Origin of the sequence: Rhizobium sp. NZLR1, from assembly GCF_017357385.1 — a bacterium.
Classification (GTDB): Bacteria; Pseudomonadota; Alphaproteobacteria; order Rhizobiales; family Rhizobiaceae; genus Rhizobium.
Map to the genome: position 1 here is coordinate 465499 of NZ_CP071632.1, position 21291 is coordinate 486789.

Genomic DNA, 21291 nt, shown 5'->3' on the forward strand with positions numbered 1-21291 from the left:
CGCCGCGATGGTCGTTTTTCATAATCAATCGAATTTCAAACAGGTGGGATAATCATGACCGCAAAGGCTGCATGCTCCGATTTCCTGCATTTTTTCCGCTCATGGATCAGCAACCCGCTTCGGGTCGCAGCCATCGCGCCGTCGGGCGATTCGCTTGCCAGGATCATGACCAGTGAAATTGCCGCACTCGACGGGCCGATCATCGAGCTCGGCCCCGGCACCGGCGTTTTCACCCGGGCGCTGCTGGCGCGCGGCGTCAGCGAGGCGGACCTGACCCTGATAGAATACGGTCCGGAGTTCATCACTTCGCTGCAGGCGCGGTTCCCGACGGCGCGCGTGCTGCAAATGGATGCGGCCCATCTCGCCCATGCCGATATTTTCGAAGGCGAACCGGTTGGCGCCGTTATCAGTGGCCTGCCGCTTCTGTCCATGTCGCCGCGCAAGATCACCTCGATCCTGGCCGGCGCTTTTGCCTATATGCGGCCGGGCGGAGCGGTCTATCAATTTACCTATGGCCCGCGCTGCCCGGTGCCGCGGCCGATCCTCGACCGTCTCGGCTTGAAGGCGGTGCGCATCGGCGGCACGGTGCGCAACCTGCCGCCGGCCTCCGTCTACCGGATCTCCCGCCGCAAGCCGCTGGAGCTGTCGCGCGAGCGCTTCAGCTATCGTGAGAGCGAGACTGAACTCGACGATGTCGCCGCCTTTTCCAACGAAACCGGCGGCTGAACGATGATGCCGGGCAGGAATGGCTGACAGCAAGCGGACGGCAGCGACGGAAGGCAGGCGGCAACGCAAGCGGCGGCAGACCCGCGAGCGCATCGAGCAAGCGGCGATGAGTCTCTTTCTCCAGCGCGGCTTCGAGGCCACGACCATCGAGGACATCACCGAGGCGGCCGATGTCTCCAAGCGCAGTTTCTTCGACTATTTCCCCTCCAAGGAAGAGGTGGTTTTCGCCTGGCAGGATGGTTTCGCCGATCGGCTGATGGCCGAGATCGCCGCAAGGCCGGCAGAAGAACCCTCGGTGGCTGTGGTCGAGGCGGCAATCACCGCCACCGTCATCGCCTCTGTCGACGAGCGCGGCCTGGCGCTCAGTGAACTCATCCGTCGCACGCCGGCGCTGAAGGCCCGCGACCAGGTGAAATATGCCAGGCTCGAACAGAAGCTCGCCGAGGCGTTGCTTCTGCGCAAGGGAAACGATCCGGGCGAGCGGTCGCGCATGCGCGTGCTTGCCGCGGTCGTCATCGGCGCGCTGCGCGTCGGTGGCGAACTCTGGCAGCAACGCGAGCCTGGCGCCTCGCTGCACGATTTCGCCCATGAAATCTTCGCCGAACTCTGGAAGATCCTGGCGGAATTCGGCGACGAGGCAAAGAACGGGTTTTGAAAGCGGGCTTCGCCGGCGGCAAATTGCCTGGCGCCGCGATATGGCCGCCGGCATACGGCATGCCGCGCATCTTTTTTATCACGGCAGCAAGCGCCCGCTCATTGCATCTGGCAACCCTCCGGCCCATCTCCTGTCAGGGCGCGCGGCAATGCTCCCGCCCACGAACAGCTTTTTTGAGTCTCCCGCACCGAATTTAGCGCCTGCAAACGGCGATCCAGTTTCACCGGCTTTGAACGTCCGGCTTCGAACGTATCGACCAAGAGAGGAAAGACCATGTCCAGTCATAACGCAGCCAAGTCAGGCACCTTCAAGATCGGCGGCGATATCGAGATCAACCGTCTCGGTTTCGGCGCCATGCGTGTTACCGGTGACGGCATCTGGGGCGAGCCCGCCGATCATGCCGAATCCATCCGCACGCTGAAGCGCTTGCCCGAACTCGGTGTCAACTTCATCGATACCGCCGATTCCTACGGTCCCGATATTTCCGAATGGCTGATCAAGGAGGCGCTGCATCCCTATGGCGCCAAGTCCGTCGTCGCCACCAAGGGCGGCCTGACCCGCCACGGCCCCAATCTCTGGCTGCCGGTCGGCCGCCCGGAATATCTGATCCAGCAGGCGCATAAGAGCCTGCGCAATCTCGGGCTCGAGCAGATCGATCTCTGGCAGCTTCACCGCATCGATCCGAAGGTGCCGGCCAAGGAACAGTTCGATGCGATCAAATCGCTGCTCGATGCCGGCCTCATCCGCCATGCCGGGCTGAGCGAAGTCTCCGTCGCCGACATCGAAGCGGCGTCGAAACACTTCAAGGTGGCGACCGTCCAGAACCGCTACAATCTCGTCGATCGCACCAGCGAGGACGTGCTCGATTATTGCGCCAAGCACAATATCGGCTTCATCCCCTGGTACCCGCTCGCCGCCGGTGATCTCGCCAAGCCCGGCTCTCTGCTCGACACGATTGCCAAAAAGCACAATGCCGCGCCGAGCCAGATCGCGCTCGCCTGGGTGCTGAAGCGCAGCCCGGTAATGCTGCCGATTCCCGGCACCTCGAAGGTCAAGCATCTCGAGGAGAACGTCGCCGCCGTCGATATCACGCTATCGGAGGAGGAATTCTCGGCGCTCGACGCTGAGGGCCGGAAGGTCTTCAAGGCGGCTTGATGGGGTAAACTGGTGGCCCGACGATAGTGCCCAAGGCTGCCCCTCACCCTAACCCTCTCCCCGTAAAACGGGGAGAGGGTGCCGGCAGGCGGATGAGGGGCGCGGCAACCTTCATCGTCAGGCCTAAATTTTCCGCACAATTTTGACCATCTGGTCAAACATGCTGCAAAATGAGGCGGTGACCTGTTAATTTCAGGGCAAGCGATGCATAGAACGCATTGCTGCATTGCAATATTTTCGCTGTTCCCGATCGAGTGAACGCGGTACATATATCTCCGTAAGCAGCGCACTCCTCCTCCCAGCGCTCTTACATCGGACTGACAACACTCCTCCTCCCAGTTGTCAGTCAGGATCAAGAGCCCGGCGCACCTCCTCCCGCGTCGGGCTTTTTTCTTTTTCCACCCCAGCTCTTCACCGCGCGCAATTTGACTCGGCAAGCACCGTCGGCCTATTTGAACGGGCGCCGCCTGCCGGTGCGTGCACCGGTTGGAGTTAAGTCATGATCGGCAAATGGCGCGGCCCGCGGGCGGCTACGACAGGTCTTCTGCTTGCGGCGTTTGCGCTTGCCGGCTGCGGCGGCAGGCCGGTCGGCGTCATGCAGGCGGCCGGCAGCGTTCCCCCTGGCACGTCGAAAGTCGATCTTCTCGTCGCGACGACCCGCGCTGCCGACGACAATCCCGCCGTGCTATTTTCAGGTGAACGCGGCACCGGGCTCACCGCCAATGCCGTCGATGTCTCGATCCCACCGGAAGCCAATCGCAAGGTCGGCCAGGTGCAATGGCCAAGGCGGCTGCCGGCCGATCCGCTGCGCGATTTCGTCACCGTGTCTGTCGATCCACTGCGGGGCGAGCGGGCTGGCGAGACCTGGCTGAAGGGCCATATGCCTAGGAGTCGCCGGGTGCTGGTCTTCGTGCACGGCTTCAACAATCGCTACGAGGATGCCGTCTACCGCTTCGCGCAGATCGTCCATGATTCGCATGCCGACGTCGCCCCCGTCGTCTTCACCTGGCCTTCGCGCGCCAGCATCTTCGATTACAATTACGACAAGGAAAGCACCAACTATTCCCGCGATGCGCTGGAGGAGCTGCTCACCCGCACCGCCGCCAATCCGGCCGTCAGCGACATCACCATCATGGCCCATTCGATGGGCACCTGGCTGACCGTCGAAGCACTGCGGCAGATGGCGATCCGCAATGGCCATGTCGCCCCGAAGATCAACAATGTCATCCTCGCCTCGCCCGATCTCGATGTCGACGTCTTCGGCCGCCAGTTCGTCAGCCTCGGTAAGGACCGGCCGCATTTCACAATCTTCGTCTCTAGGGATGACCGGGCGCTCGCTCTGTCGCGGCGCATCTCCGGCAATGTCGATCGGCTCGGCCAGATCGATCCCTCCGTCGAACCCTACCGCAGCAAGCTTGAGGCGGCCGGCATCACCGTGCTCGACCTCACCAAGCTCAAGGGTGGCGACCGGCTAAACCACGGCAAATTCGCCGAAAGCCCGGAAGTGGTGAAGCTGATCGGCGACCGGCTGATTGCCGGCCAGACCATCACCGATTCCAATGTCGGCCTCGGCGAAGCCGTCGGCGCGGTGGCGATGGGCGCTGCCCAGACAGCGGGAAGTGCCGTCAGCGTCGCCGTCAGCACGCCGATCGCAATCTTCGATCCGCGCACCCGCCGCAACTACGACGCCCAGCTGAAGCGTCTCGGCCAGTCGATGAACAATACCGTGGGCTCGGTCGGCGACAGCGTCGGTGCCGGCCTGCCGGAAAGCCAGTAAAAATTCCACAGAGTAATTCCAGCAAAAGTGCATGGCGGTTTTGCGTTTCGGAATTGCGAGAAAACAAAGAGCTAGAGATTTTCCGTGATTCGGAGAAAACGGAAATTCTCTAGGCATCGCCGCCGATCTGATATATCAGACCGATGGACGGCAATCCTGTCTGCCGTCTGGGTGGGTTGATCGCATGGCGGATGAGACGAAGAAAAAGGTTGTTGTCGTCGGCGCAGGCGTGATCGGCGCCTCGATCGCCTTCGAGCTGCAGCGGCGCGGCCTTGAGGTGACGCTGATCGACAAGGCTGAGCCGGGACGCGGCACGTCTTTCGGCAATATGGCGAGCATCGCGCTCGATTTTTCCGCCGGTTCCGGCCCCTCGACCTGGAAGAAGATGCCCGGCTGGCTGCTCGATCCGGAAGGCCCGGTCTGGCTGAGGCCCTCCTATGCGGCAAAGATGCTGCCCTGGTTCCTGCGTTTCCTCGCCGCCGGCCGGCCGTCGCGTCTGCGACAGATCGAGGATGCCGGTATGAGCCTGTCGCTCCGCGCGCTCGCCGATTTCAGGCAGATGCTCGAGGCGATCGATGCGTCTGACATGATGACCCAGGAGGGCTGCCTGGCGATCTACGAGACAGAGGCGGAATTTGCCGCCGATCGCGGCCATCTCGCCATGATGCAGCGCTACGGCCTCGAATTCGAGGTGTTGAGCAACGGCGCCATCCAATATTACGAGCCGGCGCTTTCGCCTTCGATCGCCAAAGCCGTGCTGCTGCCCGACAACAAGTCGATCCGCGATCCCTACAAGCTGGTGGTGAAACTCTTCGACGCGGCAAGAGCTGCCGGCGCGAATTTCGTCTCCGGCGCGGTCAGGAATATCGAGCGCAGGGGCGATGGCACCGCCGTCGTTCTCCTCGACGATGACAGCCGCATCGAGGCTGGTTCGGTAGTGCTCGCCGCCGGCGTCCACACCCGCTTCCTCGCCGAAAAGCTCGGCGAGCCGATCCCGCTCGAAACCGAGCGCGGTTATCACACCCAGATCATGAAGCCCGGCATCACCATGCGCTATTCGGTGATCTGGCCGCATCGCGCCTTCATGGTGACGCCGACGGCCGGCGGCATCCGTGTCGGCGGCAATGTCGAGCTCGCCGGTCTCGACGCCGCCCCCGATTTCCGCCGTCCGCGGGTGCTGGTGCGCCATGCCCAACGGGCGCTGCCCGGTTTGAAACTCGCGGAGGCGACGGAGTGGATGGGTCATCGCCCGGCACTGCCCGATACGATCCCGATCATTTCGCCGTCGTCGAAGATACCGGGGGTTTTCTATGCGACCGGCCACGGCCATCTCGGCCTGACCTATGCGGCAACGACAGCCCGGCTGATCGGCGATATGATGACCGGCACCGAACCGCCGGTCGACATGAGCCCGTTCCGCATAGACCGATATTAGAACCGGATTTAATGTCGACGGCGGCGTCACCCGTCGCGTCCGAACTGGAGTTTTCTGAGATGAGATGGAAGCGCACGATCCAGCTGCTGGACGTTCATGCCGAAGGCGAGATCGGCCGCGTCGCAATCGGCGGCGTGCCGAAGATCCCGGGCGAGACCATCGCCGCCCAGCTGCAGTGGCTGAACACCGATCCGAAGGGCGACGAGCTCCGCCGCTTCCTCTGCCTGGAGCCGCGCGGCGCCCCGATCGGCTCGGTCAACCTGCTGCTACCGGCACGGCATCCCGAGGCGGATGCCGCCTTCATCATCCTGCAGCCCGACCAGGCGCATGCGAGCTCAGGCTCGAACTCGATCTGCGTGACGACAGCCCTGCTCGAATCCGGCATCGTCGAGATGCAGGAGCCGGAGACGACAGTCACGCTCGAAACCGCAGCCGGCCTGGTCAAGGCGACGGCAACCTGCCGCGACGGGCGCTGCGAGAAGGTCCGGCTGACCATGGTGCCGTCCTTCGTGCATGAACTCGATGTCGCAATCGACACGCCGCATTGGGGAAGGATCAAGGCCGACCTCTGCTATGGCGGCATCTTCTATGCCCTCGTCGATGTCGACCAGATCGGTCTGAAGATCGAGAAAGCCAATGCCGCCGGGCTCGTCCAGGCCGGCATGATCCTGAAAGAATTGATCAACCGCGACATCAAGGTCGTCCATCCCGAGATCCCGGCGATCTCGGGCGTCGCCTATGTGATGTTCCGCGATACCGAGGCCGACGGCACGGTGCGCACCTGCACGACCATGTGGCCGGGCCGGGCCGACCGCTCGCCCTGCGGCACCGGAAATTCCGCCAATCTCGCCACCCTTTATGCCCGCGGCAAGGCCAAGATCGGCGACGTCTTCACCTCGAAATCGATCATCGGCTCGGAATTCGAGGTCGGGTTGCAGGCGGTAACCGAAGTGGCCGGCCGCCCGGCGGTGATCCCGACCATTACCGGCCGCGGCTTCACCTTCGGCCTGACGCAGGTGGCGCTCGACCCCTTCGACCCGCATCCCGCAGGCTTCGCGCTCACGGACGTCTGGGGGCCGTCGGCCGGGGAGATTTGACGCTCGGGCAGGGTGCCGATCGTGTGAAGCGGTTTTCGAGTGGCATCCTGTTCTAATGCGCTCTACCAGAGTCCGCCGCCGGCCGGGCGGGTGCGTCGTTTCACAAACTGCGCACAGAATTGCGCTCCACCAGCTTGCAGGAGACGACACGACTGCTGGCGCGCACATTGTCGCCTGCCACCACTGTGTTCAGCCACTCCGCCCCCTGAAAACCGAGATCGTAATATGGCAACGCCGCGGTGGTCAGTTCCGGCTTCAAGGCCAAAGATACGGTCCTGAAATCGTCAAAGCCGACAATACTGACGTCCTGCGGGATTCTGAGTCCAAGCGCCATGGCCGCGATGTAGATTTGGATCGCCATTTCATCGTTGCCACTCATGATCGCGGTTGGCCGGTCCTTTTGCTGCAGCATTTCGGTCGCCGCTGCGAAGACATAGTTCTCCTCGGCCCCGACCGGTCCCTCCATTCCAAGACGAATGGTGAGGTCACCGTCTGCCACTTCAAACTCTTTGGTGGCCTGACGAAAGGCGTCCAAGCGCAGCTCTGCTCCCAGAAGAACTGGGTTAAGTCTGATATAGCCGATCCTGCGATGGCCCCGTTCAAGCAGATAGCGGGTGAGGTCTCGGGCGCCCTGGAAGTCGTCAGGCTCAATGGACGGAAAAAGTTCACTGGTTTGCGGTCGGCAGTTGATCATCACCGTCGGGACGCTGACATCGCCGGCCACGGGATCCACGATTCGATGGTACATCGTCACATAGAGGACCCCATCGATGCGATGGGACTGGAACATTTTCCAGATTTCCGCCTCGCGTTCGGACGAGCCGCCGGTGTTCGCCATCAGGATGGTTTTGCCGTGCGTGTTGGCCCAGTCCTGGATCCCGCGTACGATGTCGACCGAATAGGGCGTGGTCGAGACATAGTCCGTGATGATCCCGAACGTGTTGGACCGGCTGGAGCGTATCTGGCGCGCGGCCATGTTGGGGACGTATCCCAAGTCTCGAATGGCTTTTTCCACTCTTTCTCGGGTGTCCTCCGTCACGTGCGGTTCGCCGTTGATGACCCGGGACACGGTCTTGTTCGATACCCCGGCCGCTTTGGCGACGCTGACGATACTGACCATGTCCAATCCTTTTCCTGCTTAATTACCTTGTACACGAACGGAATGACAACGTCGACAATTTTATGACAACGTCGTCAATTTGAATTGACAACGTTGTCATTGGAAGATTATGTTGCCTGTCATCGGAGGTTGGAGCGAGAGCCTCGGATCAAAGACAGGAGGATCTGATGAAGTATTTGCTTTCTGCCAGCGCGCTTGCGCTCATCTTCATGGCGGCCCCAATGCAGGCCGAAACGATCAATGTCCTGGTCGAAGGCGGCGGGGAGATGCTGCAAAAGGCCGTGGCCGAGAAGTTCACTGCCGAGACCGGCATTGAGGTGAAGTTCTCCGTCGTCCCCTATCAGGGTGTGTTCGACAAGTTTTCGGCCGAGATTGCTTCCGGTTCGTCGGCCTTCGATGTCGTTGCGATAGACGTCGTATGGAATGCGAAATTCGCTGGTCATGTCGAGGATCTCTCGCCTCTCTTTACCGAGGCAGTGCGCAAAGCCCTGCCTCCCGCTTTGCTTGCGGACGCCAAAGTTGGCGGCAAGATGATCGGAATGCCGGCCTGGGCGAATGCCGAGATCGTTTTCTATCGCAAAGATCTCTTCGACAAGCCGGAGGAACAGAAGGCGTTTCAGGCAAAATACGGTTATCCCCTGGCGCCGCCGAAGAGCTGGCAGCAATGGCGCGACATCGCAAAATTCTTCACCCGGGACACGGATGGCGACGGCAAGACCGATTTCTGGGGCACCGATACCATCGGCACCTTTTCCGAGGAGTGGATGGCGCATGTGCTTCAGGCGGGCTCGCCCGGGGTGATCCTCGACAAGGATGGCAAGGTCATCATTGACAATGAAGCGCACAAGAAGGCGCTCGAATTCTACATCGCGCCGCACTGCACCGATCATTCCGTTCCTGAAAACGTCAACGAAATCGGTTGGGGCGAAGCTCAAAACCTGTTCTATCAAGGCAAGACGGCGATGATGAAATTCTGGGCGCACGCCTACAAGATGACACCTGAGGATTCCAAGGTCAGCGGAAAGGTCGGCGTGGCGCCGATGCTTGCAGGTGAGGCCGGAATCGCGGCCATTCCCGGTCCCTGGTACAATGTCGTTCCGTCGACCTCCCAGCACAAGGATGCAGCCAAGAAGTTCATAGCCTTCGCGATCGCCAACAATGCCCTCGGCATCGAGGCTCCGCTTGGCCTCGCCGCGACGAACTCCGCCTACCGAAGCTATGTCGACAAGCCCGGCTATGAGCATTTCACACCGCTCCTCGAAACGCTTGGGGCTCCTGCGACGCAAGGCCGGCCGATGAACGAAAAATATCAGGAAATCGTCGACGAAGCGGTGCTTCCCGCGGTGCAGCAGGCCCTGACCTGCAAAGCGGATGTCGGCAAGGTCCTGACGGACGCCAAGGAAACGATCGAGGATATCCTCCACTAACCCGTATCCTTAACCTCAGCGGGGGACCGAAGGTCCTGCGCCTATCATCAGCTTTCGGAGACGGCCATGTCGGGTGAAGACCGATTTGTGCTCTACATGCTTGCGCCGGCGCTGGCCATCCTCGGCTTGCTGGTCGCATACCCGGTAGGGCTCCTGGTGTTCGATTCCTTTTTCAAGGTCGATACCATCGCACCCCACATACGAGAGTGGGTGGGTCTCAAGAATTATGTCGATGCGCTAACCTCGAAGCGCGTCGCCGAAAGCGCCTTTAGAACCGTCCAATATTCAATCTTCGCACTGTTCTTCGAGTTTACCTTCGGCTTCTGCGCCGCTCTGCTGTTCTCGGCTCTGCCCGGCCAGTCACGTTGGCACCGCACGATCTTTACTCTGCCGCTGATGGTGCCTCCGATCGTCGCCGGCCTGCTGTGGCGCTTTCTGCTGGTCGGGAACATCGGCATTCTGAACTACGGACTCGTCCATCTGGGCATCATCAGCGATCCCGATGCGATCGCGTGGCTTTCCGACGAAGATATCGTCATCTATTCCGTTTCCTTCGCCGATATCTGGTTGACGACCTCCTTTGTCGCGCTCGTATCCTACGCCGGATTGACGAACATTCCCAAAGACCTGCTCGAGGCCGCGCGGATCGACGGTGCCAATGCGTTCAAACGGTTCTGGCATGTCACGCTGCCGCTGATGCGCCCGGTGATTGCCGTCGTCGTCATCGTGCGCGGGGTGGATGCAGCCAAGACCTTCGACCTCATCTGGATACAAACGCAGGGCGGTCCCAACCATGCCTCGGAGGTGTTTTCGATGAACATCTACCAGCGCATGGTTCGGTTCGGTGACCTCGGCGAAGCGTCGGCGTCGGGCGCTCTTTTCCTGATGGTCATGATGCTTCTGGCCGCCGCAGCCTATTGGAAGATATGGAGGCCGGCCCATGCATAGAGCGCCTCGCCTCAATGCCAGCGGAGTCCTGATTAACGCCGCAGCTCTCGTGCTCGTGCTGTCCTACGCTCTGCCCTACATCTATCTGTTGATGACCTCCATCAAACCGGCGGCCGATGTTCAGCAGATCCCGCCGAGCTTCTTTCCTGCGGTCATGTCGTTCGAGAACTTTCGGGCGGTGCTGCAGTCGTCGACCCTGCCGAGAGCTTTCGTCAATTCCCTTTCGGTTGCGGTGCTCACCACCGCGCTCTCCCTTTTGGTTGCCGTGCCTGCCGCTTACGTTGCCACGCAGTACCGACGCCGGATCACCACGCTTTTTCTGCTTTTTGCCCTGATCACGCGCATGGTGCCGTCGGTGTCGCTGGGTGTGCCGCTGTTCCAGCTTTTGAAGTCCATGGGTCTGCTTGACACTATTCCAGGGCTTGTTCTCGCCCACACTTCGGCCGCTGTGCCGCTGGCGCTGCTGCTCATGGCCGCTTTCTTCGAAGGTGTGCCTAAGGAACTCGAAGAGGCTGCCCGCATGGATGGCTGCACGCGATTTCAAGCCTTTCGGAAAATCATCCTTCCCGTCATGACGGGCGGCATCGCAGTCACCGCACTCTTCACGTTCATCACCAGTTGGAACGAGTTCCTCTACGCACTGCTGCTGACGTCGGAGACGAGCAAGACGGCGCCGATCGTCATTGCCGAATACAATTCCGTCTACGGGCTTGCCTGGGGCGCGATGACCGCGGCGGCGGTGCTCTATTCGCTTCCCGTCATCATCGTGACGCTCGCACTTCAAAAACAGATCGTCGGCGGCCTGACATTCGGCGCTGTAAAGGGATGAGGAGGCAGGTATGGCCGGTATCGAACTGCGCAACATCAACAAGATCTACGCAAACAGTTTTCACGCCCTTCACGATCTGAACTTCGACGTCAGGGATGGCGAGTTCATGGTGTTCGTCGGTCCCTCGGGTTGCGGGAAGTCGACAGCGCTGAGGATGATCGCCGGCCTGGAGAGCATCTCCAGCGGCGAACTCAGGATCGATGACCGGGTCGTCAATGATGTCGATCCCAAGGACCGCGACATTGCCATGGTCTTTCAGTCCTACGCGCTCTACCCCCATAAGACGGTGCGCGAGAACATCGCCTTTCCCTTGCTGATGGCTGGCCTGCCGAGGGCCGAGATCGATAGTCGCGTGACCGAAGCGGCGCGCATTCTCGAATTGACGGCATTGCTCGACCGCAAACCGGGGCTGCTCTCCGGAGGTCAGCGCCAGCGCGTCGCCATGGGACGGGCGATCGTTCGCAAACCGGCGGCCTTCCTGCTGGATGAACCGCTCTCCAACCTTGATGCCAAACTGCGTGTGCAGATGCGGGCCGAGATCGCCAGCCTGCAAAGAAAACTGAATGTCACCACGGTCTATGTGACCCATGACCAGGTCGAGGCAATGACGATGGGTGACCGGGTGGCGGTGATGAAAGGCGGCGTGCTGCAGCAAGTCGACACACCGCAAAACCTGTACAATCGCCCTGCAAACGTCTTTGTCGCCGCCTTTATCGGGTCGCCGTCAATGAACTTGTACGAGGCCGTTCTGAATGGAAGGACGCTGACCCTGGGCAACAACAGTTTCGAGATCCCTGACCGGGTTTTCGAATGCCGCCCCTCTCTCGACGGTGCGTCCAACCGTCAGGTCATTGTCGGTATCCGGCCCGAGCACATGAACGACGCCGCGATCCGGCCTTCTTCGGCCGAGATCTCGGCCCCGGTCACTTTAGTCGAGGCGCTGGGTTCTGAATCCATGGTGCATCTGCATATCGACGCACCTTGGGTGGATGCCGGCGACCCGGACGCCGTCGCCGACATCGGCAACGAAAAAGCTGCTGTAGCCCGTTTTTCTCCGAAGAGCACAGTACGCGCAGGTAACATCGCGCGCATCGCTGTCGATGCCGAAGAACTTCACTTCTTTAAACCGGATACCCGCACCAGCATCTGGTGATGATATTGCCTGGAGAAACACAAGAGTGACTAGTCCATCTATCGGCACCGATTGTCTGCAACTCTTTCGGATCTCCAGCCAGGATCTTACTGCAAACGCAAAACGAGAACTGGTTGGACGCGTTTGCCCAGACGCCTGGCGAGCAACAAGCCAATCAAGAGCATCAGTCTACTCTCGCTGTGGAGCAAGAAATGTCCGAGAAGACGTTAACAATGGTTAGCGAAAACTGCTTCGATGTAACGAAGCATCCCGCAGGCAATCCCTATGAGGATATTGGGGCGGTCATCAATGGCATCATTGCGGATATCAAGAGCAGGCAACCGGTTTCCGATCTCAATGATGGCGGAAAACCTGGAGCAGTTATCTATATACCACCAGGCGATTATCGTCTTGTTACGCAAGTCGTTATCGACCTGAGCTATCTGAAGATTGTGGGCTCTGGACATGGTTTCACGTCGTCGAGCATCCGTTTCAATGTACCCGCAAACGAGCTGACGCACTGGCATGAAGTGTGGCCAGGCGGAAGTCGCATACTCGTGGACACATCTCCGGATGCCGCCCACGGTGAGGCTGCCGGAGCCGCGTTTTATGTTAAGCGCATCGGAAATCCGCGCATAAGCTCTGTGGAGTTTGCCGACTTCTGCATCGATGGCCTGCACTTCATTGACGATGGTTCGGGGCAATATGATTCAGAAAATACATACAGGAATGGCAAAACAGGAATTTATGTCGGCAGCGCCAATGACTCAATCCGAATAACGGGGATGGGTCTTATCTATCTGGAGCATGGAGTGACTGTTCATGATGCAGATGCGCTCGCGGTAGATAACAATTTCATTGCAGAGTGCGGCAACTGTATCGAATTGAAAGGCATGGGTCAGGCCACAAGAATAGCAAATAATTTTGTAGGAGCCGGCTACAGGGGACATTCCATTTACGCTGAAAATTATGGTGGCATTCTAGTATCATCAAACAATGTATTCCCTCGAGGAGCGAGCAGTGTCTATTTTTCCGGCGTCGTCCGTTCCTCGGTCACAGGAAACAGATTCCATTCCTTCTATCCCGGAATGTTGGTTTTTGCTCATAACTGTTGCGAGAATTTGGTTTCCTCAAATCACTTTTTGCGAGATCGCGAGCCATGGGCGCCCATGCAGAAGTACGACAACGGTTTGGATGATCTGTTTGGACTTTTGCATATTGACGGCAGCAACAACTCGGTAATCGCGAACCACATCTCGGAAACAATAGATATTCAATATATCAAGCCTGTCGCCGTAAAGCCTGTGATTATCAAGCTGGTTTCCGGTAGTGGCAATTACATAGCCAATAATCACATTGTGGCCACCACCGAAATATCGCAAATCACTGACGCACCAGACAGTGCCTGCTTTTCAACACAAGTGGGCGCATTGCTGTCGACTGACAATCTAAAGGCGCTCGAAGTAACGGCAATACTGGTGCAAGAGGGGTCGGTACGCAATACAGTCCTGGATTCAGGCCGTGACGAACAGGTTGAGATGGACAGAACAATGAACGCATTCAGGGCCACTCCAGCTCCTGGGAATAGTCTGCGATAAAACCCGCCGCCAAGACTCGGCCACCGGTTCAAGATCGGCTTGTGCGGCGCTGGCCGGAACATGGGCTGTCGGACCAATAGGAGTTCGCGCCGGCTTTTTTCAAGTGGATCAATGTCGGGATCGGGTATGACCAGCCGTAGCGACGTCATTCAATTCGAAGGCGTCACAACCTGCTCTACGTAAGCCGCGAGTGTGGGTGCAACATGCTTCCCCGAAACGCTCGCATCAGGACCGCAGCCCCCATCAACCGCGTTGCAAAATCCTGGTGTTGACGTGACCTGCGGTGATCTCCTCGATCGGCACTGGTCGACCAAGCAGATATCCCTGGCCGATGTCGCAACCCAGTTCCTGAAGCCGTCGACGCTGGCTCTCCTCTTCGATGCCTTCGGCCGTGATCGTCACGCCAAGTCCGGCACCGAGAGCGATAATGGCCTTGATCACCTTGTCCTGCTTGTCATTGGTCTCGAACGAGGCGACGAAACTCCTGTCGATCTTGATCTTGTCGAACCGGTAGTTCGACAGTTGGGAGAGGCTGGAATAGCCTGTTCCAAAGTCGTCGAGAGCAATCCTGACCCCCGCATTCACCAGATCGTCGAGGACGATCCGTGCCGTGACGGCGTCCTGGATGATGGCGCTCTCCGTTACCTCAAGCTCGACCCTGTGCGGGGGAAGACCGACATCGCCCAATATCTTGAGAATTCGCAGGCCCAGCAACCTGTCGCTCAGTTGGATCGGTGAAAGGTTGAACGACAGGACGAGTTCGCTTGGCCAGGAAAGCGCATCGGTGCAGGCGCGCCGAAGCAGCTGATCCGTCAATTCGACGATCAGGCCGGCTTGCTCTGCCACTGGAATGAATACGCTGGGGGGATGAATTCGCCGGAAGCCGTTTTCCAGCGGGCCAGCGCCTCGAAGCCGATAATCTTGTTCGCCTTCAGGTCCACGAGCGGTTGATAATAGGGAACGATCTCAGCCTTCCGGATCGCCGCTCGCAGATCCCCTTCCATTCGAATCCGTTTCGCCAACTCGTCCTGCATCGAAGGCACGAAGGGCTTCACCAGATCGCGGCCCTGCTTTTTCGCCACAGACATCGCACAGTCGGAATGTCGAATGACTTGACCGAGGTCATCGCCGTTCTCCGGATAAAGTGCGAAGCCGACGCTGGCGCCGAGATCGACGGCGACACCATTGAATGTGAAAGGCTTGCCGATCACGCGGACGATGCGGCTGCCCAAAGCGGCAAGATCGGGATTTCCCATGCGCCGCGCCAGAACGACGAACTCGTCTGCACCAATGCGGAAAACGCGCTCACGGGGAAAGAGGGCGGAGAGCCGCTGAGCAACAATTTTCAGCACCGCATCACCGTGATCGTGCCCCAGCAGGTCATTGACCTTCTTGAAGCCGTCGAGATCGATGCTGAACACGGCATAGGTTTCCTGTGCCCTTTGATCGATCATCGCCCGCGCGCACAAGGAATCCAGAAATCTGCGGTTGGGCAGCTCGGTCAGCGTGTCGTGACAGGCAATCCAGTCCACGTTCTTTTCGGCCTGCAGCCTGCGATTAACCTCTCGCGAAAGATCCCGGATCCGCAGCGCGGAATAGATTAGCCCCAGAAACCCGGAGATGTTGAGGGCGAGGAGCGCGTGGTCGAGCGGGTAGCCGTGATGCTGCTCGATGAACCCATCCAGCCCCTCATGCCAATGGAACTGCCAGGATAGGCAGAAAAGCAGCAGGAAGATCGAGATCCAGACCAATATCTCCATCTGGGGTCTGGTTGGCTGGATGCGAGGCATGGGAACGGGCTCCTGTTGGGTGAAGAACCATCATGGCCAGTTCGCAGGACCGCATCGTCCCCTAGATATTTCCAACACCGCCACAATTCATTCGGGCGGAATTAAGCGGGCCGGCTTTTGCCGTCGTTGATCAAGCGCACAGCACCGACCAGCCCGAAAGACTATCTGAACTTCGAACGTTAATGGTGGGTTGCCTGGACGGCGGCGCTGGCATTTCGCTGCGCAGAACGGACAGCTTTCCCGCAAACTGGATGGGGTGGCACCGATCTATAGCGTGGCGCAGGCTACTGAAGGGTGGGGGTAACACCCCACGTGTCCGAGACCATGTAGCCGTTCTGCCACGGATCCTCCGCGTCGACGGAGTATGTATCTCCCAGCGACGAAATGTTTCCTGCCGAGTGAAGCTCAGTGCTTTCGACCGTCACAAACTGAACTTGCTGATGGATTGGATACAATATGTATGCAACATGGCGATGCCTGCCTGCCTGTTTGGCCAGGCTAGATGGAGGAAAAATGACTGAGACAGCCACCATGTCGATCAGCCAGCTGCACGAGTTGGTTGAAGCAATCTTTCGGCGGGCCGGGTTGAATGCGGTGCAGGCAGTTGCATTGACGAATGTCATTGTGGCTGGCGAGCGCGACGGCTGCAAATCTCACGGCATCTACCGCATCGAGGGCGCCTTGCGCACGGTGAAGGCGGGAAAAGCCAAGCCCGATGCCATCCCCACGATCGCCCCGCAGGCAAGTTCCGGTATCGTGACGGTTCAGGGGAATGGCGGGTTTGCTAATCCCGCGTTCGAGCTTGGCTTGCCGCTGGTTGCTCAGGCGGCGCACGCGTCGGGAATTGCGGCGTTGGTTGTCAACGATGTCGTCCACTTTTCTGCGCTCTGGTCGGAAATGGAAGCCCTGACCGGACAAGGCCTCGCGGCGATCGTCATGTGCCCCAGCTATGCCGCGGTTGCTCCGGCGGGCGGCAGCAAGCCACTGCTGGGGACCAACCCATTCGCCTTCGGCTGGCCGCGAGTGGACAAGCCGCCCTACGTTTTCGACTTCGCGACATCCTTGGTGGCTCGAGGTGAAATTGAACTTCATCGCCGCGCCGGCAAGCAGCTTCCCGAAGGCTGGGCAATCGATGCGCACGGCGCCCCGACCACCGATCCCGATGAAGCTCTCGCCGGCGCGATGTTGCCTTTTGGCGGCCATAAGGGCTCGGCTATAGGAACGATGATCGAACTGCTTGCCGGGGTCATGATCGGTGATCTGACAAGTCCGGAAGTGCTCGATTATCTCGGGACGACGACACTGTCACCAATGCATGGCGAGCTGATCATCGCCATGTCGCCGAAAGCGTTTTCGGCGGGTCGTCCGGGTGACCCGTTTGCGCGAGCAGAAGCGCTGTTCGAGGCAATAATCGGGGGTGGTGCACGGCTTCCCTCCGAACGCCGTTTCGTTGCGCGCGCAAAGTCTGAAAGGGAAGGGATCACCCTGACCTCGGCTGAATTGGAACAACTCAGCCGCCTTCATGACAAGGGCCTGGATGCCGTTTCCTGACGAGGTTTCAACGTGGCATGGGACGAGCAGGTCTCCCGGAAGGAGGACCTGTTCGTTGAAGGGCTAAGGGATCAGGGCTTGTATTTTTCGACCGCGCCCGGCAGTTTGCTCCATCCGGCATACCAGGTATCGAACAGCTTCAGCTGCTGCTCGACATAGCCGCGCTGGCTTTCGGAAAGTTCGTCGGTTTCGTTGAAATGCAAGGCATATTCCGCGTCACCCTTCAGCACCATCATATGCTTGAAATAAAGCACAAGGTCCGGACCTTCATCGAAGGACGAAAGCACGCCGAGCGCCGATTCCAGCTCGAGCGCACGCTGACGGGCATCCGGGTCGCCCTTGGCGGCAGCCTGCGAAAGATTGCACATATGGATGACTTCCTTGGGCAGGACGCAACCAATGCCGGTGATCGCGCCGACAGCACCGCAGTTCACAAACCCGTGGAAGACACAGGTATCGACGCCGATCATCAGCGACACGTCATCGTCGCGGCTGGTGATGTTTTCCGCAGCATAGCGCATGTCGGCTGCACCGCCGAATTCCTTGAAGCCGACGAGGTTCGCATGGTCTGCACGCAGGGCAAAAAACAGGTCGGCGCGGGTCGCGAAGCCATAATAAGGGCTGTTGTAGATGACGGCAGGAAGATCCGGCGCAGCCGCAAGGATGGCCTTGAAATGGTTTTTCTGGGCCGTGACGACGGTGCCGCGGGAGAGCACGCGGGGGATAACCATCAGTCCCTGTGCGCCTACCTTCTGAGCGTGCGCCGCATGGGCAACGGCTGAAGCGGTATTGACCGCTCCTGTGCCGACGATAACCGGAATACCGGCATTGACCAGGCGCTCGACGCCTTCCATGCGCTGCTGATCGGTCAGGAGGGGCCAATCGCCCATCGAGCCGCAATAGACGACCGCCGACATTCCTTCTGCGATGAGTTCTTTGCCCTTGCGGACCAGCCCATCATAGTCAGGGCTGCGGTCATCCTTGCAGGGTGTCATGAGAGCGGGAACGACGCCCGAAAAAATCTTAGCTTTCATCGTGAAAACTCCTCGGTGAGACGAAACGGAGACTGGTGGCGGATGCAGAGCGTCGCGCCTCGATGCAGATGAATATACATCTTTGTATTTTTTTTGTCGACAAGAAATTGCGAGCGTCGATGTTTTTTAAAGACTGATGTCGAACCGGTCTTTCCTGGCAAACAGCTTCTGAATCTGTTCAACAATTTGTTCCGCGTGCATGCGCGCCAGCCGGTCGGCGAGGTCCGCGTCCCGCGCTGCGATTGCAGCAATGATCTCTTCGTGTTCGTCGACGAATTGCTGCGGCAGCCGATCGCCATAGGACTGGTAGTACAGCCGGAGAATGCGTCGTCCATCATCGAGGATACGATTGAATACGGCGACGAAGTATGGATTGCGCCCGGCTTCTGCAATCGAAGAATGAAGGGCGGCGTTGCTCGCAATCATCGCCAGGGCGTCTTGGTTCGCGACGGCGGTTGCGAATTCTAATTGACGAGCCTTGATCTCCAGCAAATCTGCAGGACGATGATATTGCGCCGCGAGCTTCGTGGTGACGCGGTACATCAGCACCAAAGCGTCGAAGAAAGTATGCAGGTTGAGAAAGTCGATGTTGGATACCATCGTCGACCGATTGGGCAGCGTATCGATCAGACCTTCACCCGCAAGGCGGACCAGCGCCTCGCGGATTGGCGTGCGCGACATTTTGAAATGTTCGGCGAGCTGCACCTCGTCGATCGGGCTGCCGGGTGGCAAGACCAGGTCCAGAATGTCATTGCGCAGAAGTTCGTATACGGTTTTCGCACCGGAACCACGCTTGCGTTCGGAGGGAGCTTGCGTCTGCATGGCCATTTCAAAATCCTTGTTGTCGACAACGGGTACTTTGAAACATTCACGCGGGCAACTGTTCGTGTTCTGCTCCCGACCTTTGCAACAACCGCAAAACAACTCTCGCTGCGGACGCCGGCCCGCACTCGATCCCCTTTTTAGATTGGTCGATCATGCCGGCAGCGAGGCTTCGGCTGTCCATCCGGCTGCTCGGGGTGTCACGCGTCCTGAAATCGCGGCTTCCACGCAGTCGCTCAGACTGGCGAGCCGTACGAAGCGACCCGAGAGGCCGGGGCCGTAATGCGCATATTTTCCGGAGTTCGTGATCACGGCTTTGGTCTTGGTGGGAAACACTGGTTCGGAGATCGAGCACCAGCAAAGGTCCGGGAAAACCTGAACCCCCGCCTGACGCAACTCGGCAAGGGTGCCGTCGCCTTGAGCCTGGTCGATCACCTGCTGGCCGGCTGTCACAATCACGGCGACGCCCGGATGGCGGCGCCTTCCCATCAACGCAGTCGTCAGTGCGGCGGCCAACGCGCGGCATTCTTCGATGGATGCATGCGGGCTCCCGATCGCGACGAGTTCGACATCTGCCGGGCCGTTATTCAGCAAGCGCCACGCATCGTGCATGTCCTCGACCGTGATGCTGACTTGACCGGCGTCCGGATGGACTGGTCCGGCTGCCTCGGGCGTTATCCCTGCGATGTGCAGCATTGGCGATGCGGATGTTGTTCCGAATGCAGCGCAGAGAGCTTTCAAATCGTCTCGAGACGGACGGGCCTGGCCAAGCCCTTTGACAAGCGGAATGCAATCGGGCGCCTTCTTCCCGATCAGATATCCGATGAGTGGCCAAAACGCGTCGTTCACGGATGCCGGGGTTTCAACGTCGATAACCAGCCGAGCGTGCCGATTGATGTCGAGATAAACCCCGGATTCCGGGGCTCGCCCGGTCAATGCAATACAGAGATCCAGGAAGTCAGGGTGTTTGGCCGTGCGCGCACCGAGCACGGTGTTTGCGAAGATGACGGCATTGGACTCCGACCAGGCAATCGTTTCACCGGTTTGCGGAGCGCTGTCCAGAAGATAGGGAGAACAGGTGAAGGTTGGCCGACAGCCCATTCGCACGTAAGCGTCCGCAAGGCGTGCGGCCGGTGCGCCGAAGGACGGCGGTATCCCTTGCATTTCCCAGTTCGCCCGATCGACCGAGATCGCGTTCATCGTGGTCGGAATACGCACCCTCGCACCGAGATCGGCGATCGTCTCGGCAAAAGTAAGGTTTGCCGGACTTGCGTAGATGCATCCGTCGATATGGCCCTGGCTCACATCGATGAGCCGCGTGGCGCCCTGCTGGGCGGCCATCGCACAAATGATCCGCATGGCCTGCATCGCGCCCGGACCATCGCCGCCATTGAGCATCTTGCAGTCTTCCTCGGTCAGTTCGAGGTCGGCGAGGGCAGGAGCAGGCAGTTCCGTGTTGAGGCTCTGAGAGGTGATGACACCACGCTCTATCGACGCCGACTGAGCCTGGGAAAGAAGTCGGAAATTCTCCGGGCTGAGCCTGATGACCGGCATCGGCCTATCGAACATCTCGGCTGCTATCAGTGCACCGAGCGTCAAGACGTCCTCTGCTTCGCTGAAGACCAGAGCGGCGGGACCGCGGCCGGTCAGAATGAGGTCGAGCAATACGCCGGATCCCGTGCAGGAGCCACGGCTCGTCGGCATCATCAAAATGGCGCCGGTCAGGGAAACGCCGTGCAGCGGGTGGTGCACGTCGATGACATTTCCGGTTGCCGGGTCTACGCCGCCCCAGAAGCTCAATGCCTCCTCCGTTGCGACAACGCGGCCTGTTGCGGAGCCCTTCAAAACGGTCCGCGGTGCTGATGCGATGGTCATTTGACTGTCTCGTCTGCTCTTTTGGTCGACTGCCGTCGTGTTGCCGTTGCCAGTGGATCGCTCCGCCGACGCCAAGGCTTCAGCTGGAGAATTGTATAAAATATGCAAAAAATGCAGACCTCCCAAGGACCTCCAGGCGCAAATTTGCCGATTTATCGCAATCCAATTTCGCTGAGTTAGGATCAGGCAGTCAGGTCAAGCGCTCAAGAGCACGGATCGTGAAGAGGTACGCGTGACCAGTCGCGCGGCGCAAGCCGCTTGGCTTCGGCGTGGCACATCTGCCGGGGAGGTTTGAACCTCCGAAGCACGATGCCGCGGGC

General features: G+C 59.5%; 16 protein-coding genes and 1 pseudogene. 12 read left to right on the top strand and 5 right to left on the bottom strand.

The window, feature by feature from the left end; genetic code table 11:
* Positions 1–54 precede the first annotated feature (54 nt).
* The 6 genes from J3O30_RS02370 to J3O30_RS02395 all read left to right on the top strand — a co-directional run bounded on the left by J3O30_RS02370 (position 55) and on the right by J3O30_RS02395 (position 6845).
* Positions 55–726 (top strand): methyltransferase domain-containing protein, encoded by a 672-nt coding sequence (locus J3O30_RS02370; protein WP_207582707.1) that lies wholly within the window; start codon positions 55–57, stop codon positions 724–726.
* A gap of 19 nt (positions 727–745) precedes the next feature.
* Positions 746–1381: a TetR family transcriptional regulator gene (locus tag J3O30_RS02375; protein ID WP_207582708.1), complete on the top strand. Its 636-nt coding sequence runs from the start codon at positions 746–748 to the stop codon at positions 1379–1381.
* Between the two features lie 273 nt (positions 1382–1654).
* Positions 1655–2536, top strand: coding sequence for an aldo/keto reductase (locus J3O30_RS02380; RefSeq protein WP_207582709.1), 882 nt, complete (start codon positions 1655–1657; stop codon positions 2534–2536).
* A gap of 499 nt (positions 2537–3035) precedes the next feature.
* Positions 3036–4313, top strand: coding sequence for an alpha/beta hydrolase (locus J3O30_RS02385; RefSeq protein WP_207582710.1), 1278 nt, complete (start codon positions 3036–3038; stop codon positions 4311–4313).
* Between the two features lie 184 nt (positions 4314–4497).
* The gene (locus tag J3O30_RS02390) at positions 4498–5748 is read left to right on the top strand and encodes an FAD-dependent oxidoreductase (protein WP_207582711.1); all 1251 of its coding nucleotides are present in this window, start codon (positions 4498–4500) and stop codon (positions 5746–5748) included.
* Positions 5749–5807: 59 nt separating this feature from the next.
* Positions 5808–6845 carry a proline racemase family protein gene (locus J3O30_RS02395; RefSeq protein WP_207582712.1) on the top strand — a complete coding sequence of 346 codons (1038 nt, stop codon included), beginning with the start codon at positions 5808–5810 and terminating at the stop codon, positions 6843–6845.
* Between the two features lie 100 nt (positions 6846–6945).
* Here the strand turns inward: J3O30_RS02395 and J3O30_RS02400 are convergent, their stop codons facing one another.
* Entirely contained in the window at positions 6946–7965 is a 1020-nt protein-coding gene (locus J3O30_RS02400; RefSeq protein ID WP_207582713.1) for a LacI family DNA-binding transcriptional regulator, read from the bottom strand.
* Positions 7966–8132: 167 nt separating this feature from the next.
* Here J3O30_RS02400 and J3O30_RS02405 point away from each other — a divergent pair, with 167 nt between their 5' ends.
* From J3O30_RS02405 to J3O30_RS02425, 5 genes are all read left to right on the top strand, one after another.
* Positions 8133–9392 (top strand): sugar ABC transporter substrate-binding protein, encoded by a 1260-nt coding sequence (locus J3O30_RS02405; RefSeq protein ID WP_207582714.1) that lies wholly within the window; start codon positions 8133–8135, stop codon positions 9390–9392.
* A 66-nt stretch (positions 9393–9458) separates the two neighbouring features.
* Positions 9459–10340 carry a sugar ABC transporter permease gene (locus tag J3O30_RS02410; RefSeq protein ID WP_207582715.1) on the top strand — a complete coding sequence of 294 codons (882 nt, stop codon included), beginning with the start codon at positions 9459–9461 and terminating at the stop codon, positions 10338–10340.
* Entirely contained in the window at positions 10333–11169 is an 837-nt protein-coding gene (locus J3O30_RS02415; RefSeq protein ID WP_207582716.1) for a carbohydrate ABC transporter permease, read from the top strand. The genes J3O30_RS02410 and J3O30_RS02415 overlap by 8 nt, the downstream gene beginning before the upstream one ends.
* Positions 11170–11179: 10 nt before the next feature.
* The gene (gene ugpC / locus J3O30_RS02420) at positions 11180–12322 is read left to right on the top strand and encodes a sn-glycerol-3-phosphate ABC transporter ATP-binding protein UgpC (RefSeq protein WP_207582717.1); all 1143 of its coding nucleotides are present in this window, start codon (positions 11180–11182) and stop codon (positions 12320–12322) included.
* A 212-nt stretch (positions 12323–12534) separates the two neighbouring features.
* Positions 12535–13899: a NosD domain-containing protein gene (locus J3O30_RS02425; protein WP_207584244.1), complete on the top strand. Its 1365-nt coding sequence runs from the start codon at positions 12535–12537 to the stop codon at positions 13897–13899.
* A gap of 243 nt (positions 13900–14142) precedes the next feature.
* Here J3O30_RS02425 and J3O30_RS33695 read toward each other — a convergent pair.
* Positions 14143–15689 (bottom strand): annotated as a pseudogene (locus J3O30_RS33695) (EAL domain-containing protein).
* Between the two features lie 513 nt (positions 15690–16202).
* Between J3O30_RS33695 and J3O30_RS02435 the strand changes: the two are divergent.
* Entirely contained in the window at positions 16203–17240 is a 1038-nt protein-coding gene (locus tag J3O30_RS02435; protein WP_207582718.1) for an Ldh family oxidoreductase, read from the top strand.
* Between the two features lie 71 nt (positions 17241–17311).
* On the opposite strand, the gene J3O30_RS02440 is transcribed toward J3O30_RS02435, so the two are convergent.
* From J3O30_RS02440 to J3O30_RS02450, 3 genes are all read right to left on the bottom strand, one after another.
* A complete protein-coding gene (locus J3O30_RS02440; RefSeq protein WP_207582719.1) occupies positions 17312–18274 on the bottom strand; it encodes a dihydrodipicolinate synthase family protein in 963 nt (320 codons plus the stop codon).
* 126 nt (positions 18275–18400) lie between these two features.
* On the bottom strand, positions 18401–19102 hold the full coding sequence (locus J3O30_RS02445) for a GntR family transcriptional regulator (protein WP_207582720.1): 702 nt from the start codon (positions 19100–19102) through the stop codon (positions 18401–18403).
* A 147-nt stretch (positions 19103–19249) separates the two neighbouring features.
* Complete coding sequence (locus J3O30_RS02450; RefSeq protein WP_207584245.1) at positions 19250–20971, bottom strand: aconitase X; 1722 nt, start codon at positions 20969–20971, stop codon at positions 19250–19252.
* Between the last annotated feature and the right edge of the window lie 320 nt (positions 20972–21291).